The organism is Aquimarina atlantica (genome assembly GCF_000626715.1).
Taxonomy (GTDB): Bacteria; Bacteroidota; Bacteroidia; order Flavobacteriales; family Flavobacteriaceae; genus Aquimarina; species Aquimarina atlantica.
In genome coordinates, this window is the sequence record NZ_AQRA01000006.1 from 270,907 (window position 1) to 287,598 (window position 16,692).

A 16,692-nucleotide genomic window follows, 5' to 3' on the forward strand; every position below is an offset into this window, starting at 1 on the left:
CAATGAAAAAACATATAATATATATCATACTACTGCTTTTGGGTTGGAATCTTCAAGCCCAGGTAGTATTATCAGACAAGAACTATATACATACTACAGTTCCGCAGGTAGGAATGACTATTGCAGAACTAGAGAATGTAAACTGCGCTAACATTAATGATATCGATAAAGCCATAGAGAGTGTGACCTATTTTGATGGATTGGGTAGACCTATACAAGAAAGAGCAATCAAAGCTTCACCAGATGGTAAAGATATTGTAACCCATATCGAGTATGATGCCTATGGCAGACAAGCAAAGCAATACCTCCCTTTTGAGGCAGACAATACGATTGGGAGTTATAAAGAGATCAATGTCAATACCGATATCAATCAATATTATAAGGATACTTATGCTAGTGATTTTCCCGGGATTACTGATCTTAACCAGATCAATGCCTACTCAGAGAGTCTTTTTGATGGCTCACCGCTTAATAGGGTAATAAAAGTTGGTGCTCCTGGTACAGCATGGAAAGCAAACCCCAGTAGTGATGCAGATCATGCGATAAAGACTGATTGGTATACGAATACTGCTAATGAGGTAGTGTATCATAAAGTAGTTTTTGCTAATCCTAGTGATACAGAGAAACCAAGTTTGGTACAAGACGGATATTATGGTGCTAATCAACTATATATCACTATTACTCAAGATGAGAACTGGACCCCGGCAGATGGTAATAACCATACGACCAAAGAGTACAAGGATAAACAAGGTAGAGTGGTTTTAAAGCGAACCTATAATGCTGGAGCAGCACATGACACCTATTATGTCTATGATAGGTTTGGTAAACTTACCTATGTGATTTCACCTAAAGTGAATGTTGCAGATGGGGTATCAGAGAGTGAGTTATCTGAATTGTGCTATCAATACCATTATGATTATAGAAACCGATTGATTGAAAAGAAGGTTCCCGGTAAAGATTGGGAATATATTGTATATAATAAGCTAGACCAGCCTATTATGACTCAAGATGCCAGTTTAAGAAAGGAAATGACAGGTAAGGCCTGGAATCAATGGTTGTTTACTAAATATGATGCTTTTGGTAGAGTGTTGTATACAGGAACGGTTATAAACGGAGCTAATAGAAAGGTTATTCAAAATAACGTGAATAATGCTACAACGCCACAATATGAATCTAAACTAACCTCTCCTATTGCTATTGGCGGTACAACTGTTTATTATTCTAAAGATGCCTATCCAACAAGTATTTATAAGGTGTTTACCATCAATTATTACGATGATTACAATTTTGATCTTGCAGGATTAACGAATCCTGGTACTGCATACGGAAAAACTATTTCTGATCAAACCAAAACATTACCTACAGGTAGTAAAGTGCGGGTGCTGGAAACCAATGACTGGATTACTACCGTTACCAGATATGATAATAAATCAAGACCGATCTATGTAGCCAGTAAAAATGAATATTTAAATACTACTGATATCGTAGAAAGCAAGTTGGATTTTGTAGGTAAGGTAGAAGAAACGAAAACTACTCATACTAAAGGTAGCAATGCTGCAATTGTAACGATAGACACCTTTACGTATGATCATATGGGTAGGCCATTGACCCAAACCCAAAAGATCAACAATCAAGCCGTTGAAACTATTGTTGAAAATAGGTATGATAAATTAGGGAAGTTAGAAAGTAAGAAAACAGGAGGAGGATTGCAAGAAGTAAATTACACCTATAATGTACGGGGATGGCTTACTAAAATTAATGATCCTAATGCTAATCTTGGAAACAAGCTTTTCGCCTTTAAGATCAATTATAACAATCCGCAACACGGGGCTACACCACTATTTAACGGTAATATTTCTGAAACCACTTGGAAAACTGCCAATGATAATGTAAAGCGACATTACAAATACAGTTATGACGCTTTAAATAGGATTACTGGAGCAGACTATAATAATCAGAATAATAGTGAGCAAAATTGGTTTAAACTTTCTGGTATCACTTATGATAAGAACGGTAATATAGGATCGTTAAAAAGATATAAGAAGGGAGGAGCTAATCAAAGTGTAGTATTAGATCATTTAGCTTATACCTACAACGAGGGAAATAAACTTCTAACTGTTGAAGAGCAGATTGATGGAGCTGGTGGATTTGAAGATGGTACTAATACAGGTAATGATTATTCGTATGATAAGAGTGGTAACATGACTATTGATAATAACAAGAACATTACCGGAATAATTTATAACCATTTAAACTTACCTACAAGGGTAAATGTTGATGGTGGAGCAAAATATATTTCTTACATTTACGATGCCGCTGGAACAAAGCTTAAAAAGGTTGCAAAAGAGGGAAGTTCTTTAATCGCAGAGTATGCCGGTAATTATGTGTATAAGAATGGTGCTCTAGAGTTTTTTAATCACTCAGAGGGTATCGTAGAGCACGAAGCTGATGGGTATAAGTATGTATATCAGTACCGTGACCATTTGGATAACATTAGATTAAGTTATAAGGATGCCAATAAAGATGGTGCTATCTCGCAAGATGAAATCATCCAAGAGAAGCATTATTACCCCTTTGGACTGCAACATGAAGGATATAATGGTACATTACGAGGAAGGAATCATAATTATGGTTTCGGTAATAAAGAGGAGCAAAATGAGTTAAGTCTTGGCTGGATAGATATTACGGCTCGTAATTATGATCCTGCATTAGGTAGATGGATGAATCTTGATCCGTTAGCCGAAAAAATGAGAAGATTCAGTCCATATACTTATGCATTTGATAACCCTATATTTTTTATTGATCCTGATGGAATGGAACCATGCCCTAATGGTGATTGTGATACAAAAATTAACCCTTTTCCTCAGCCAGTATCACATTTAGAGCCTTTCATGGCTTCTAAAGAAACCTTGAATTTAATAGAAGAAGGTAAGCAACTATTGTCTGAGGCTTTTAGCTTTAATGCTTCAGCAAAAGGTAAGTTAGGTGTAGGAGGAAATGTCAAAGTTGGTCCTGTGAATGTAGCGGCAGAAGCTAACGCTATATCAATAACAGGGAAGATTGATAAAGATAAGGTTGAAACAAAAACTAAAATAGTTGATGTAAAGGGTAGTATAACCGTTGGTCCAAAGGATAGTGATTCAAACATTACAGCTTATGGTACTTTTAATGTAGCGAACATAAACCTTTCCGTTGATGAAAATTTAAATACGGATGGTTCAATCGAAAATGGTGGATTTGATGGCGATGTAATTACAGGTTCAGGCAATGAAGTAAAGCTTTCCACTAAAGATTTTCTAAATATTGGAATAGGAGGTAAAATAGGTCCACTTAAGGTGAGCGGTAGTGCTAATTTGTATAACTTAGCAAAAGGATTAGGTAAAACTATTCTTGGAGGTGCAAATTACCTTAAAGATTATGCTGTTAATGTTTTTAAATAAGAAATATGAAAAAAATACTAGAAAAATACTCTGAGAAGCCTAAAAATTTATTTGGTTTATTATTTATGAATTTTTTGTTTGGCTATGCTCCTTTAGCTTTGCTATTAGGGATATTATCATTACTTGATATAGTACCTGTTAATTTTAATGGCGAAGCTACTTATGGTATTAAGGGTTTTATAATAATGATATTATTCATACCTTTTGTTGCTTTCTTATTCGCATTTTTTATGTGGGTATATTTTTTGATAGGGAATTTTTTTATGAAATTGTTCAAAAATATTTTTTAAAATGAGAAAAATAGTTTTATTGTTAATAGTAATGACAGCTTTAACTTCATCAGGCCAAACCTCTTTAAAGAATAGCTCTCATGCTTTAGAATTACCAAAAGCAACAGTGTTTGAAAAGATGAATTCTACAAAAGAAGAAACTTCAAATGTTGATGTTTATAAGATTACATTAGCTAATAATGATCAGCCTAAATATTTAATTTATTTAATGAAAAATAAATTAAATAAAGAGATTAACTCTATTTCTGATTATAACTTTGAAGATTATTTAAAAGATGTCGGAAAAGCTGAAATTTTAAGCAAGGATTTAATAATTTTTAAAAATAGAGAATATTATAAGGTAAAGGTTGATTTCGGCAATAAAGTCCAAGGAGTGTTATACATTACAGTAAAAGATGATAATCTTTATCGACTTTTGTTTATGTTGCCTAATTCAGAATATTACGTAAAATATTCAAAAGAAATAACATCTATTTTTGAATCAAGTAGTTTACTTTAAAAATAAAAAGGCAGCCATCTATACATAGGTGGCTGTTTGTTTTTCCGTGTATAACCCATCTTATGATTAATAAGAATAATATTTTATATCAATACCATAGAGTAATAATTTGGTTAATATTTGTTATGACATATTTTGTTTTATCAGATAGTGAATGTACTCATCTATTTTTTATTAATTTAGATTCGACGGCATTTCTTATTATACTCCCTACAATTGTCTATTTGCTAATTTCTTTTGTTAAAAATGATAAAATGATTTGGGTTTGCTAATATGCTAATAATAGTTACTATTTATGTTTATTTCTTTACAAATTGCTGGTAGATAACAAACTTTAATCTTATAAAGGCATGGTTAATTCTGCGTCTTTTTTTATCTATATTTATCAATCTTAATAAAATAAATCATGGAATTAATAAAAGAATATTCTGTTTTAATAGAAGCTATAATAGGCTTTTTAATTTTAGTGGTTCTTTTTCTTAATTCAGATAGAATAATAAAAGGGCTTAATCTTAAAATGACTAAAACGCAATTTCTTTTATTAATGATTGCATTAGAACATTTAATAGGTATAATAATTCATAGATTATGGTAAAATATTATTAATCGAGATTGAAAAAAAATAAATTATGAGAAAGGTAGGGAGCATCTTTTTTTGGTCAATTTTTATTATAATATGTGGTATTTCTGTTTTTAGAAATATAGTCATGGATTCAAAGTTTTTTAATAAACATGTATATGATTCAAACTATAATGATATGAGATTACAGAATGGTATTATGGATTTACCAGATACTTTTATATATACTGAAGATGATTATTATAAAGATTGGTTGATTTGGGAAAATCCTAACCCGATATATAATGATACATCATACACTCATTTAAAAAAAATGATTAAGATTGATAATTCTAATCTTATCTTGGAAAATGATTTGTTAAAAAAAATTAATGAAGATTCTTTAAATTATGAAACAATAAACTTAAACTTTTATTACGATAATGGAAAACATATAATGATACATAAAAATTTTGAAAATGGGGTTGTAACTTCCATAGATACAACTAACATATCATTAGATTTTTTACTTAAAAATTAAATTATAAATAGGTGACAAGTTTTGACTCGGCCATTTCAAAATCTGGGCTATGCTTAAGAAATCTATAGGTGAGAATAATGATTATATGATGATTTATGGAGTTCAACACATTAGTAACGGCGCACTAATTAAAACAAATAAAAACGAGGTTATTACTTCAGTAGATACAACGTATGTGCCTAGAGATTTTTTTAAGAATTAAGATGGAAATTTAATAATAGATGCATGACAATCCTCAATGAATTATTGGGTTATCTTAGTTAAAAAAAAAAATTAATTATAATAATTCACATAAAAACAAGCCTCTTAATTTAGGTTTGTTTTTTTCTGCACAAACCGATTAATCTCAGGTTTTGTTCCTTTCGGATATCCCTAGGCTACATATTGAGGTTTAGCAGCATCATTGTCCAGATGCACAAAAGTATTTCCTACTCCAATACGTTTAAACCCTACTAATTTTGCAGCCACTACTATTTTATTTCTAATGGCTTATTAGGCATATGAATATCAACAGCTTTACACGTCGGTATTTTATGGGATGAATTAGACACTCCCCCTACTTTGGTATTCCAATAGGCAGTTCTGGCCCTGCTTCTCCTAGCGTGTAATTGATCGCTCCCGCTATGCCTCTTGGCTAGTGACGTCAAAGATTGGTAGGTAAGAGTAATAAATAAAACAAAAGCCACTTATCTCTAAGTAGCTTTTATCGATTTGTTTATACATTATTTACTGTATTCTCACGCGAAGTCGGGAGACATTCGCGCAGCATCTCGTTTTTTATTTAATCACTCTTTTTGTCTTGTCCTGAAATAGGTTTACACAAAAGTGTAACTAAATGGAAAGATATTCTAAAACTTATTCTACAAAATGGCAGAATAGATATAGTGAAGATTTCAAACAATTTGTTTGCAATGAATTCTTAACTGGAACTGCCACCAGACGATCAATTGAAAAGAAGTATAATATAGGGCATGGTCAATTGACAGTATGGTTAAAGGGATTAGGATATGATTATTCAAAACCAAGTATCGTATCTTTACCAATGATGGCAAATCAATCAGACAAATTATCAAATAACGGGGAAGAATCTTTATCTCAATTAAAGAAAGAACTTCAAGAGGCTCGATTATTAGCTGAGACCTATAAAAAAATGATTGAGGTGGCTGAACAAGAATTTAAGATTAAGATTGTAAAAAAGTCCAATACCAAGTAATCCAAGAGATGAAAACTATTTATCCAAAGGTAAGTTTAGGCAGATTTTGCCGATTACTTGGTATCACTCGTCAAGCATATTATCAACATTTTTGGTACAAAGAACAACTCTCTTTCGAAGATGAACTAATTGTATGCGAAGTATTAAAAATTAGAAAACATCATCGACATATGGGCACAAGAAAGTTATATGAACTTCTACAACCCTTTCTTATAGATCATCAAATAAAAATAGGGAGAGATCGATTATTTGATGTTTTATCGGCACATAATCTCTTGGTAAGACGTAAAAAAAGACAAACAATCACTACAAATTCATTTCATAGGTTTAAAAAATATTCAAATCTTATTAAAAATTTTACCCCCAATGCTTCAAACCAATTATGGGTAAGTGATATCACTTATTGGAAAATAGAAAATAGCTTTGTTTATATAAGTCTAATTACAGATGCATATTCTAGAAAAATAGTCGGTTATCATTTAGCAGATCATTTACAAACATCAGGAATCATTCAAGCATTACAAATGGCAATAGAAAGTTTAACTATAAAAACTATGAATAATCTACATCTTATACATCATTCGGATAGAGGTACACAATATTGTAGTAATGAATACGTCAAACTATTGCAAGAAAACGATATTGCTATCAGTATGACAGAGAATGGAGATCCTTTAGAAAATGCAATTGCAGAAAGAGTAAATGGAATTATAAAAGAAGAATACTTAACAGATTATCAAGTAGAAAATATTCATGAGGCTAATCAATTATTAAAAGTAGTTGTCAATTTATACAATAATGAAAGACCACACATGAGTATTGGAAATCTAACCCCTAATCAAGTACATCAAAACAATTTAAAAACTGAAAAACTATGGAAAAATTATTATAAAAAATAGCCTTATTATTGTTAACAATAATAAGGCTATTTGATAACTGTAAACCTATTTTAGGATTAATGTAAAATATGTAAACTTTTTTTAGGACGAGACAATTTGTAGTGCCACTAGCTAGACGCTAGCGGGAGCCGAGATGTAAAAAACACTGTTTTACTGATAAAAAAGCCAAGACATAAGTCTTGGCTTTTTATATAGGTAATGGGGTAAGTTATACATTCTCTGTTGCGTATTGCTCTTTAAAAGAAAGCAGATATACCAATCCCCAGAAAAATAGAGGATAGGCTTTCTTTGTAGCCAGATGGTGCACCATCTGGATTAATATCTTCCCAGGAATAGCTTACGCTGGGCTCGATGGCAACATGACTTCCAAGAAAAAAAGCATAGCCAGCCCCAACTCTAAAACCAAAAATATTTGATTTTATATCTGTTGAGCCAAGTAATCCTCCATCAGTAGTTGTTTTAGAGCTTCCTATTCCGATAAGACCTTCGAAATAAATATTGTTTTCCAGATAATAGCGTGCAAAAGGCCCTATGCCAAAACCATTGGTCGTAGTTTCTATATCTCCAAAATCAGAATCTTGCTTTTCTTTGTTTGTGTTGATACCTAATTCGAGACCTACGGCTAGGTTATCAATTACAAAATATCCAACTTTTGGCGTTATTCTGGTGGTAAATGCGGTTGCCTTGTCATCATTTCTTTTTCTGGTAGTGAAATAAATATTGACGCTTCCATTAGCAATAAAACTTCCTTTTGTTTTCGCATCAAAACCAGAGTCTTGTGCCTGAGATAAACCTATAAAAATGAATATTGCGATTAATGTGGCTACTTTTTTCATAATGAATTAATTTTAGTTGATTTGATATAAGATGCTTTTTGTGATTAGTTTTCCGTTAGTTTTACGTGTTTCTTCTTTTACCATACCCACACCTTCAGCTATCCATTGTTTAGTCTGTTGTGTTGTGGTCATTCCCATGGTTAACTCGTTGGTATAGGTAATTACGTAGCAATCAAAAGTTCCTGCGGGAGTAGTAACTCGCTCTTTTGCAATTACTTTTCTGTTTAGCATATTAGTGGTCATATTAATGCTCATGATTCCCGCATTTACAGACATATGTACAGATGCATTAGGTAATTCCTGACCAATAGTTAAACTATTGGGGAAAAAGATGTTATCTCCCGTAATACTGTATTCCATATCATTATATTGATCAAGTATACCGGGAGCGATAAAAGACTCAGGATCTAAACGGGTTGTTTTTCCTGCACAATGAGCTTTAAATGATGAGGTGATAATTGATTTTTTGTTCTTGCCGTCTTTTAGATGCATAGCAATAGTAATAACACTACGATTAGCTGTGTTTTCTACATCGGTTACCTTAAATTCGGTTATGGTAGAAAGACGCTCCTTTTTATTAAATTGATGGATGATCAGTTCTTTGCCTTCCTCGCTAGCATAAAACTTACTACAATTATTGTTCTGAGCAGAAACTGATGCAAGTATCAGTATTGCAATTAAAAAAGCGATATGTTTCATAGATTATTTTATTAATCGTTACTTCGTTTTTTTGATAAGCGAAACGATGGTTTTATGGATTAAACTGAATAAAAATAGATTCTCCACTTCGCTCCGCCAGCTCATATGTTCTATCTATTAGATCTTGTATGTAATCTGAATAGTTGAGGTTATTAGATAAATTGATTAAACTCACAGAATTATCTTCGAAACGAGAGATGTCTTCAAAATAATTGGTATAATCAGAAAGACTTTCTGGTAGTTGCGGAAGTGTTATTTTATTTGAGCCATTATTAGGGATTGTAATGTGCCATGAAAGGTTTTTGGCTCCCGGATTTATAATTTGAGTATCAATATTGGTACATAAATAGATACCAGATGGTTGTACTTGTAGACTGTTTGATGTAGAGGTATATGAAAACCCCCAATTTGGCTTTGTAACGGATATTATTTCGGGAAAAACATCGGTTTTAATAGCTTTGTTATGTCGTACATTATTGGGATATGAGGCTTCATAATTTGTTAGGTAGTACTCAAAACCTTCAGTGATTTTCAAATATTGTGAAAAGTCACCTTCGAGATTAGCATATCTGTTGGTGTCATAAATGGCATAAAGATCAGTGTAATTTCCATCAGAAGTATCATTTATGGTTATAGGGCTTGTGGGTGTGATGCTAAAATCTGCAAAACTTAACGTTCTATTTTCAATTTCTTTATAGTTATCAATCCATGTATACCCATAAACTACAGGATCAACATCATTTGGCTTGTAACTTATTTTTAGAAGAATTTTATCACCAGATCCTTCTTTGTTATAAGTATAGGTTTTGGTAGGAGCACCGGTTAGAGGGTCAACTCCATCTGTACGAGTTCTGTTTTTTAGTCCATAAACGAAAAGCTTGATACGTGTAGCCCCAGTTAAGTTTAGTGTGAATTTTATACTTCCGTTTTTGGTAGGGTTATAATTGGGCGCAATTGCACTACTACCTACTGGTACATCTTTGATTGTGGCTAAACTTTTATAACTATCGGTCTCTAAAAGGGTAGTAAGCATAAAGTTATTTGAAGTATATCCTTTTGCGATTAGTGTGTAAATTCCCGGTATTTTATTGGTTTCTACAGTAGCTAAAATCTCACCTTCTGCATTGTTAGCTATAAGCATATTAGGTAAACTGTTTACACTAAGATTAGAGTAATCAAATGTTGCTAATATGACTTCTTGATTAGGATCTATCCCAGGGGTATTGTCATCGTTAGAACAAGACAAGAATGTGGTAATCGATAACCACAATAATAATATATATAAAATGGATTGTAATGTTTTCATTTTTTAAGATTTAGATTTTAATAAATTCTACTCTTCGATTTTTAGCTTTTCCGGCTTTTGAGGTATTATCTGCTATTGGATTTGCTTCTCCTTTTCCTTCGATTTGAACTCTGCTAAACCGAATATCATACTGTTCTACGAGAATCATTTTAACAGCTTTTGCACGTTGTTCAGATAATTTTCTATTGCTTTCTGCATTCCCATCGGCATCTGTATGACCTATGATTTTTATTTTCATATCGGGTAGACTTTGCAAAGCCGTAGCTACTTCTTTTATGATGGTTTCAGACCCTCCTGTGATGGTTGAAGACCCTGTTTTAAATAGGATGGCATTGGTAGATAAACGTCCTTCGGTAATAAGTTTACTTCGATTATCCTGACCACTTTTAGCTATTTTGATATTAGATATGTATACCTCGTCTTTATCACTTGCATCTCGTAATCCTTTGGTATGTAACTTAAATACATTTGCTTTTTGAGGAACTAATCTTGGGACATCCACGATTTTATTTTCATTAAGCCATACTCGCATTCGGGTCTTGTTAACAGCAATTGCTATATGTGACATTCCTTGTATTGCAGTACGATAATCTTTACCTATCTTATTTCGGATCTGGCGTTGCCCGTTTGTTACTTTTTCTACAACACCAGGAGATTCGATAAACTGGCAGGGAGATAGCTCTGCCATGCACCAGTTTTTGGATCGCTGAAAACCAGTATTGTCTTCGAGTAGAAGCTTAATCCAGGCCTGAGAACTAGTTTTTTTATCTAATCCCTGGGTTAGAAGATCAAATTCTATGGTATAATTTTCGGGAAGTGACTCTTCAATTGTTGGGACATACTTAGAGTTACCTCCTAAACGCAGCCATTTTTTGCCATCAACCTTTACGATTTCACCAGAACCATTGGTGTCCCATTTGGAAGGAAAATCTCCTTGTTGATCATTTGTGAAATTATCTTCAAATACAACAATATTTCCTGATGTAAAATCAGAGGCACGATTGATTTCATATTCTTCAGAACTTCCAATAATAACTCCTCTTTTTTTCTTCTTCTTTTTTCTTTTCTTCTTCTTTCCTTCAAAAATATCATCAAGACCTTTGTTGGTTTTTTTTTCTGTTTCTTGCTCTACACGTTTTTCAATAGTACGTTTTGCTGCTTCTTCTGCCTTTTTACCAAGCCTTTCTAATAATTGAGCATTACTTGTTGTGATACCAAATAATACAATAAGAAAGCAAAGTGTTTTTGTAGTTTTCATCGATTTACGTTTTATTCCCCTTAATTATTTTTATTGATGTTTTTTGGCTTCTATTATTTTTTTCTCGATTGCTGCTCCCAAAGAATCTTTTTGTTTTTGGGTAAGTTCTTTTACTTGTAAATAGTACAAGTTTTTATACTCTAGCTTTTGCTCTGCAGGGAGATCCATTTTTTCTAATAGTTCTAAGAAATTAATTGTTTTTCCATTTGATTTCCCATCCAGATTTTCTCCAAATACACCAGATAAAAAATTGGCTTGCATGTCTAAAAGATTATCTTTTTTTACAGTTTTTTTTCTTGTTTTACTAGTGTCTATGCTTTGTGCATTTGTCCATTGCGTGATAAAAAGTGCTATAATTATGAGTTGTAAAGGTTTCATGATTTCTAAATTTTAATTCTGTCATTTACTTCGCTAATAATGATGAAATGTGTTTTGTTAAAAAAACAGTTCTTAATCTTCTTTAATACTGCTGATTTCACCAGTTCTACGTGTACCACCTGCACCATCACTACGATTACTTCCAAAAATCCATATCTCATCATTAAATAATAGTACGGTGTGATCGTTGATACCATCTGTTCCTGGCCTGGGGCCTTCATACCTGATCCAGGTAATCATATCTGGGGAGTACCATATTTCATTATTAAAAGGCGTGATGTTATCTTTACCACCTATAACCCATACTTTATTGTTGTAAACTGTTGCAGAATGTGCATTTCTTTCAGAAAACAGTGTAGTGGGGTTAACTTCTGTCCACGAACTACCATCAGTACTGGTCCATATTTCGTTTACTTTATTAGCAGCTATATCCTCTCCTCCCAGTAGATACATCGCATCATTAAAAACGACACCTTTTTGTCCTCCTCTTCCGGGGAATGCATTATTGGTTTCTTGTATCCAATCTATACCATTTGTTGTAGACCATACTTCGGTTTGGTTGGTTGTACGATTACCTTTTGTTACATACATTTTGCTGTTAAATACGATAGTTTCGTGAGCTGGTAAATCTCCAAAAGGAGGTGATAATTCACTCCAGGAAACTCCATCGGCAGAATGCCATATATTAGTATATGGAACATCTGTAATATCTTTACCACCGATAAGCCAAAGCTGATCATTAAACGTAGTTAATGTAGCTCCCGAACGAAAAGAGGTAAAGCTTGCTGGTGTAGTGCTAGAAAGAGGAACAGTAGCCCAATTGATACCATTACTACTGGACCAGAGGAAATGAGACCCAGAACTACCATATGTATTATACCCCCCGGCAGCATAAATTTTTCCATCAAAAATGGTCATTGCAACTCCTGCAAATTCACCCATTTGATCTTCTTCGGTTTGTACTGTAAAGGCTAAAGAAAATTCTCCTCCTCCTCGTATAGGAGTAGTATTGTCATCATCTAAGTCACATGAAAGATGGGTGACTGTAAGGATGATTAATACTAGTACATTGAAACTTTTTGTTTTCATTTTTTTACTTTTAGAGTTTTACACCTTTATATCATTACGCAATGAATATTGTTACCTTTGTTGATCTCTTATTTTTTAAATTTTACTTCCTTAATGATTTTGTTTTTATGTGTGATTTTTAACGTATAGATTCCGTCTTCCAAATGGTTTATATTTAGATATATATTGTTGGTGGGAGAATGATTGAGGTGCCCTTTATAAACCTTTCTTTTTTTATTCATGTCTGTATAATCGATCAATAAACCAGACTTGTTTCGGATTCTATGGTAAAACTAGGAGATGAAAAAGGAGATTGTTATAAGGTATGTAACAAAGATTATAAATTATGTAACATTAAGAAAATGGGGGAATTACCTCTTTTGTTCGGGGTGTTTTTTGATCTGCAGATAGTCTACTTCTTTTGGTTTTATTATTACGAATGAAATAGACTTTTTGTACTTTAACAGATAGCAATGCTATAAATTATGTAACAATATTGGTTACATATGGTATAATAATGCTAATCAAAATAATGTATCATTGTAATTTTGATTATAAACATTTGTACAACTTAAATTTATCATTAGTATCAAAAATTTCTCGCACATTTTTTTGTTATTTCTTACTTCTTCTTATTTATGTTGGACTCAGAAATCTGTAGTAAATCCAACAAAGATTTTATTTGAAGAAATAACTATCACTTCTGATGATGGACTTCAGGCATGGGAAAATATTGATGTATTTTATGAAGATGAAGAAGGAATTATTTGGTCACTTATCGAGGATGGTTTATATCGGTATAATGGGTATGCTGCTGTAAATGTAACTAGTTTTTTATCTCGTTTTCATAATCTGGATGTAGGGAATCAGGCTGGAACGAGATTTTTGATTGATAATGATATTATTTGGTATGGAGAACGTAAAGGTTTGTATAAAATAAATCTAGAAAAACGTACTTCAGAAAAAATATTTTTAGAAGAACCGTTACATCTTCCTAATTGGCGAAATTTCATTTTACAATTGAAATCAATAGCCGATACATTATACGTAGGTACCTCTAATGGGATTTATATTGTAGATAAAAAATCGAATACTGTTTTAAAGAAGTATTTAACTAATGGGATTGATATTCGACATCGCAATAGCTCACATGCTGTAGAATCTTTTTATGTAGATACAAAAAATAATATTCTTTGGGTTGCATTACCTGATGGTTTTTATAAAATTAACATCAAAAATGATCATATAGAACATTACAAGGTTAAAGATGCTCCTTATATCTATCCTCATAATTTTCATGATATTATACCTTATGATAATGTGTTTTTAATGCCTACTCATGGTTTAGGAATGGTAGAGTTTAATACAGAAACCAAGCAGTTTTCACGTTTTGAAACCAAAGTACATGAGAAATGGAGTCGAGCTGATAATGTTATTCGATCTGCAATTCCTTTAAACGATAGTACCTTATTGGTTAATGTAGTTAATTTGGGAAACGCACTTTACAATAGGTATACAAAAAAATATGAGTGGTTAGAAACACCAGAACCTATGAAAGACGGTGTTTTCTTAAACTTAGATAGAAGCGGATTTGTATGGGCATCGAAACGAGGAAGAATATTTCGTTCTACCCAGCCTGTGGTTAAAACCGATCAAAACTTTAAGCATAGTATTGATATAAGTAGTTTTGTTGCTAATAATGTTTTAAAAAGTAGGCCTTCTATCGATGGATATTCTACTATTGATCTTAAAGAAGGGGAACGAAATGTAGTAGTGGATTTTTCTATTTCTAAGCCTTATGTTTTAGATTCTATATCGTATAGATACCGATTAAATTCGGAAAAATGGATTCCTATAAAAACAGAAAATGCACTAAGCCTTTTTGACCTGACTGCTGGTAAAAAGAATTTAGCTATTCAAGCACTTGATAAGGATGAAAATGTATTAGCAGTACGAGAATTAACGTTTGTTGTTCATCAACCTTTTTATCTGTCTATATATTTTATCGGTAGTTGTGTTCTCTTTCTCTTCGTAGCAATATACTTATTAGGAAGGTATAGTGTATATAGAAAAACTACCAAGAAATTACAAGAACTAGATAAAGCAAAATCTAAATTCTTTGCTAATATTTCACATGAGTTTCGTACACCTCTGACCTTAATTTTGGGGCCTATTCAACAACAACTTAAAAAAGAAAAACTCGATCCGATTGAACGTGCTAATTTTGAAATGGCACAACGCAATTCACATAAGTTACTTTCTCTGGTAGATCAATTATTAGATCTCTCGAAAATAGAAACTGGAAATTTAAAGCTTAAAGCAAGTCAACAAGATGTAATTTCATTTATTGGGAGTATAGTCGATAGTTTTACGTATTTGGCTACAGAAAAGAATATCAACTATCTCACGTATATAAATAAAACTCAGGCTATAACTTGGTTTGATAAAGATGTAGTAGAAAAAGTAGTATCAAATCTGATATCTAATGCCATAAAGTATACACCAAACAAGGGATCTATAGTATGCAATGCTATGGTAAAAGAAAATGAATTACGTTTTGTGGTAAAGAATACGGGTAAAGGGCTTACCAAAGAAGAAGAAGTCAAGGTTTTTGAACGATTTTATCAGATTAACGAAAACAAAGAAGGTATTGGTATTGGTTTGGCTTTGGTAAAAGAATTGGTCTCGTTGCATAAAGGTACTATAAATGTGGAAAGCATTCCTAATGAATGGACAATCTTTACTGTAATATTACCTATTGCTAAAAAATCTTTTTCTAAAGAAGAATTGGCAGATGGGCTTATTGCTATTTCCAGAAAAGAAATAGGTGATTCTGTTAATGATTATACCGAAGAAGAATCAATTGAAATTGATAAAACAAATGAAGATTTGCCTATTTTACTCATTGTAGATGATAACGATGATATTCGAAGTTATGTAGAACATATATTTGCAAAACATTATACCATAATAAAAGCTGAAAATGGAAAGGAAGGAATTGAGCAGGCCATGGCACATATCCCAGATATTATTATTAGTGATGTTATGATGCCGGTAACAGATGGTGTTGAGTTATGTAATACATTAAAAAGTGATGAACGTACCAGCCATATTCCTATTATTTTATTAACAGCAAAAGCTGGAGATGAAAACAAATTAGAAGGTATAAAAACAGGTGCAGATGATTATATTACTAAACCATTTCATGAAGGTGTACTAAAAGAACGTATAAAAAAACTGATAGAAGTTCGTAAAAAATTACAATTACGATACAGTCAGGAAGTTGTTTTAAGACCGAAAGATGTAACTATAAATTCTGTAGAAGAGCAGTTCTTAAATCGTATGCAAAAAGTGTTGGACGAAAATTTGGTAGAATCTTCTTTTTCGATAGCACTGTTTAGCCAGGCGTTAGGTATGAGTCGTATGCAATTGCACAGAAAACTGAAGGCACTAACGGGGTTGTCTGCTTCAGAATTTATTAGATCTCAACGTTTAAAATTAGCAGCACAATTGCTTAAGAAATCAGATATTAATGTGTCTCAAGTAGGATATAGTGTTGGTTTTAATGATCATGCTTATTTTAGTAAGTGTTTTAAAGAAATGTATCATTGTACACCTAATGAATACAGTAAGAAAAAATAAGTACAATATGTTTTCTTTTGTAAACCCCTTTTTTTGCAGAGTTTTTATAAAATGGTAAAATTAA

The 16,692-nt window shown here is 32.3% G+C and carries 16 protein-coding genes; 9 read left to right on the forward strand and 7 right to left on the reverse strand.

All coding sequences use genetic code 11. From position 1 onward, the window contains the following. The first annotated feature begins 2 nt into the window (after positions 1-2). The 6 genes from ATO12_RS14800 (at position 3) to ATO12_RS26130 (ending at position 5,531) form a co-directional block, all read left to right on the forward strand. Positions 3-3,440 (forward strand): DUF6443 domain-containing protein, encoded by a 3,438-nt coding sequence (locus ATO12_RS14800; protein ID WP_034242942.1) that lies wholly within the window; start codon positions 3-5, stop codon positions 3,438-3,440. A gap of 5 nt (positions 3,441-3,445) precedes the next feature. Beyond that, positions 3,446-3,730, forward strand: coding sequence for a hypothetical protein (locus ATO12_RS14805; RefSeq protein WP_034242943.1), 285 nt, complete (start codon positions 3,446-3,448; stop codon positions 3,728-3,730). A 1-nt stretch (position 3,731) separates the two neighbouring features. Next, positions 3,732-4,229, forward strand: coding sequence for a hypothetical protein (locus tag ATO12_RS14810; RefSeq protein ID WP_034242945.1), 498 nt, complete (start codon positions 3,732-3,734; stop codon positions 4,227-4,229). Positions 4,230-4,635: 406 nt separating this feature from the next. Then, positions 4,636-4,824, forward strand: a complete 189-nt coding sequence (locus ATO12_RS14815) for a hypothetical protein (protein ID WP_034242947.1) — start codon at positions 4,636-4,638, stop codon at positions 4,822-4,824. Between the two features lie 112 nt (positions 4,825-4,936). Beyond that, positions 4,937-5,329: a hypothetical protein gene (locus ATO12_RS14820; protein ID WP_034242949.1), complete on the forward strand. Its 393-nt coding sequence runs from the start codon at positions 4,937-4,939 to the stop codon at positions 5,327-5,329. 49 nt (positions 5,330-5,378) lie between these two features. Continuing rightward, complete coding sequence (locus ATO12_RS26130) at positions 5,379-5,531, forward strand: hypothetical protein (RefSeq protein WP_165583390.1); 153 nt, start codon at positions 5,379-5,381, stop codon at positions 5,529-5,531. A 268-nt stretch (positions 5,532-5,799) separates the two neighbouring features. Here the strand turns inward: ATO12_RS26130 and ATO12_RS26390 are convergent, their stop codons facing one another. Continuing rightward, entirely contained in the window at positions 5,800-5,976 is a 177-nt protein-coding gene (locus tag ATO12_RS26390) for a hypothetical protein (RefSeq protein ID WP_205625245.1), read from the reverse strand. A 188-nt stretch (positions 5,977-6,164) separates the two neighbouring features. Between ATO12_RS26390 and ATO12_RS14830 the strand changes: the two genes are divergently transcribed. Further along, the gene (locus tag ATO12_RS14830; RefSeq protein WP_034242951.1) at positions 6,165-6,542 is read left to right on the forward strand and encodes a hypothetical protein; all 378 of its coding nucleotides are present in this window, start codon (positions 6,165-6,167) and stop codon (positions 6,540-6,542) included. Positions 6,543-6,550: 8 nt separating this feature from the next. After that, positions 6,551-7,441 (forward strand): IS3 family transposase, encoded by an 891-nt coding sequence (locus ATO12_RS14835; protein WP_081802078.1) that lies wholly within the window; start codon positions 6,551-6,553, stop codon positions 7,439-7,441. A gap of 236 nt (positions 7,442-7,677) precedes the next feature. On the opposite strand, the gene ATO12_RS24985 is transcribed toward ATO12_RS14835, so the two are convergent. The 6 genes from ATO12_RS24985 to ATO12_RS14870 form a co-directional block, all read right to left on the reverse strand. Then, on the reverse strand, positions 7,678-8,277 hold the full coding sequence (locus tag ATO12_RS24985; protein ID WP_051575857.1) for an autotransporter outer membrane beta-barrel domain-containing protein: 600 nt from the start codon (positions 8,275-8,277) through the stop codon (positions 7,678-7,680). A gap of 12 nt (positions 8,278-8,289) precedes the next feature. Next, complete coding sequence (locus ATO12_RS14850; protein ID WP_034242953.1) at positions 8,290-8,976, reverse strand: TapB family protein; 687 nt, start codon at positions 8,974-8,976, stop codon at positions 8,290-8,292. A gap of 52 nt (positions 8,977-9,028) precedes the next feature. Next, entirely contained in the window at positions 9,029-10,282 is a 1,254-nt protein-coding gene (locus tag ATO12_RS14855; protein WP_034242954.1) for a hypothetical protein, read from the reverse strand. A 10-nt stretch (positions 10,283-10,292) separates the two neighbouring features. Continuing rightward, entirely contained in the window at positions 10,293-11,540 is a 1,248-nt protein-coding gene (locus ATO12_RS14860) for an OmpA family protein (RefSeq protein WP_034242956.1), read from the reverse strand. Between the two features lie 30 nt (positions 11,541-11,570). Beyond that, the gene (locus ATO12_RS14865) at positions 11,571-11,918 is read right to left on the reverse strand and encodes a hypothetical protein (protein ID WP_034242957.1); all 348 of its coding nucleotides are present in this window, start codon (positions 11,916-11,918) and stop codon (positions 11,571-11,573) included. A 72-nt stretch (positions 11,919-11,990) separates the two neighbouring features. Further along, the gene (locus ATO12_RS14870) at positions 11,991-13,007 is read right to left on the reverse strand and encodes a Kelch repeat-containing protein (protein WP_034242959.1); all 1,017 of its coding nucleotides are present in this window, start codon (positions 13,005-13,007) and stop codon (positions 11,991-11,993) included. A gap of 591 nt (positions 13,008-13,598) precedes the next feature. Between ATO12_RS14870 and ATO12_RS14875 the strand changes: the two genes are divergently transcribed. Beyond that, entirely contained in the window at positions 13,599-16,628 is a 3,030-nt protein-coding gene (locus tag ATO12_RS14875) for a response regulator (protein WP_034242960.1), read from the forward strand. Positions 16,629-16,692 lie beyond the last annotated feature (64 nt).

What these genes read in the sequence shown, in the direction of transcription:
- ATO12_RS14830 (WP_034242951.1), top strand. Translation starts at nt 6,165, where the DNA reads ATGGAAAGATATTCTAAAACTTATTCTACAAAATGGCAGAATAGATAT.
- ATO12_RS14865 (WP_034242957.1), bottom strand. Translation starts at nt 11,918, where the DNA reads ATGAAACCTTTACAACTCATAATTATAGCACTTTTTATCACGCAATGG.
- ATO12_RS14810 (WP_034242945.1), top strand. Translation starts at nt 3,732, where the DNA reads ATGAGAAAAATAGTTTTATTGTTAATAGTAATGACAGCTTTAACTTCA.
- ATO12_RS14820 (WP_034242949.1), top strand. Translation starts at nt 4,937, where the DNA reads ATGGATTCAAAGTTTTTTAATAAACATGTATATGATTCAAACTATAAT.
- ATO12_RS14805 (WP_034242943.1), top strand. Translation starts at nt 3,446, where the DNA reads ATGAAAAAAATACTAGAAAAATACTCTGAGAAGCCTAAAAATTTATTT.
- ATO12_RS14850 (WP_034242953.1), bottom strand. Translation starts at nt 8,976, where the DNA reads ATGAAACATATCGCTTTTTTAATTGCAATACTGATACTTGCATCAGTT.
- ATO12_RS26130 (WP_165583390.1), top strand. Translation starts at nt 5,379, where the DNA reads ATGCTTAAGAAATCTATAGGTGAGAATAATGATTATATGATGATTTAT.
- ATO12_RS14855 (WP_034242954.1), bottom strand. Translation starts at nt 10,282, where the DNA reads ATGAAAACATTACAATCCATTTTATATATATTATTATTGTGGTTATCG.
- ATO12_RS14870 (WP_034242959.1), bottom strand. Translation starts at nt 13,007, where the DNA reads ATGAAAACAAAAAGTTTCAATGTACTAGTATTAATCATCCTTACAGTC.
- ATO12_RS14835 (WP_081802078.1), top strand. Translation starts at nt 6,551, where the DNA reads ATGAAAACTATTTATCCAAAGGTAAGTTTAGGCAGATTTTGCCGATTA.
- ATO12_RS14800 (WP_034242942.1), top strand. Translation starts at nt 3, where the DNA reads ATGAAAAAACATATAATATATATCATACTACTGCTTTTGGGTTGGAAT.
- ATO12_RS14815 (WP_034242947.1), top strand. Translation starts at nt 4,636, where the DNA reads ATGGAATTAATAAAAGAATATTCTGTTTTAATAGAAGCTATAATAGGC.
- ATO12_RS14860 (WP_034242956.1), bottom strand. Translation starts at nt 11,540, where the DNA reads ATGAAAACTACAAAAACACTTTGCTTTCTTATTGTATTATTTGGTATC.
- ATO12_RS24985 (WP_051575857.1), bottom strand. Translation starts at nt 8,277, where the DNA reads ATGAAAAAAGTAGCCACATTAATCGCAATATTCATTTTTATAGGTTTA.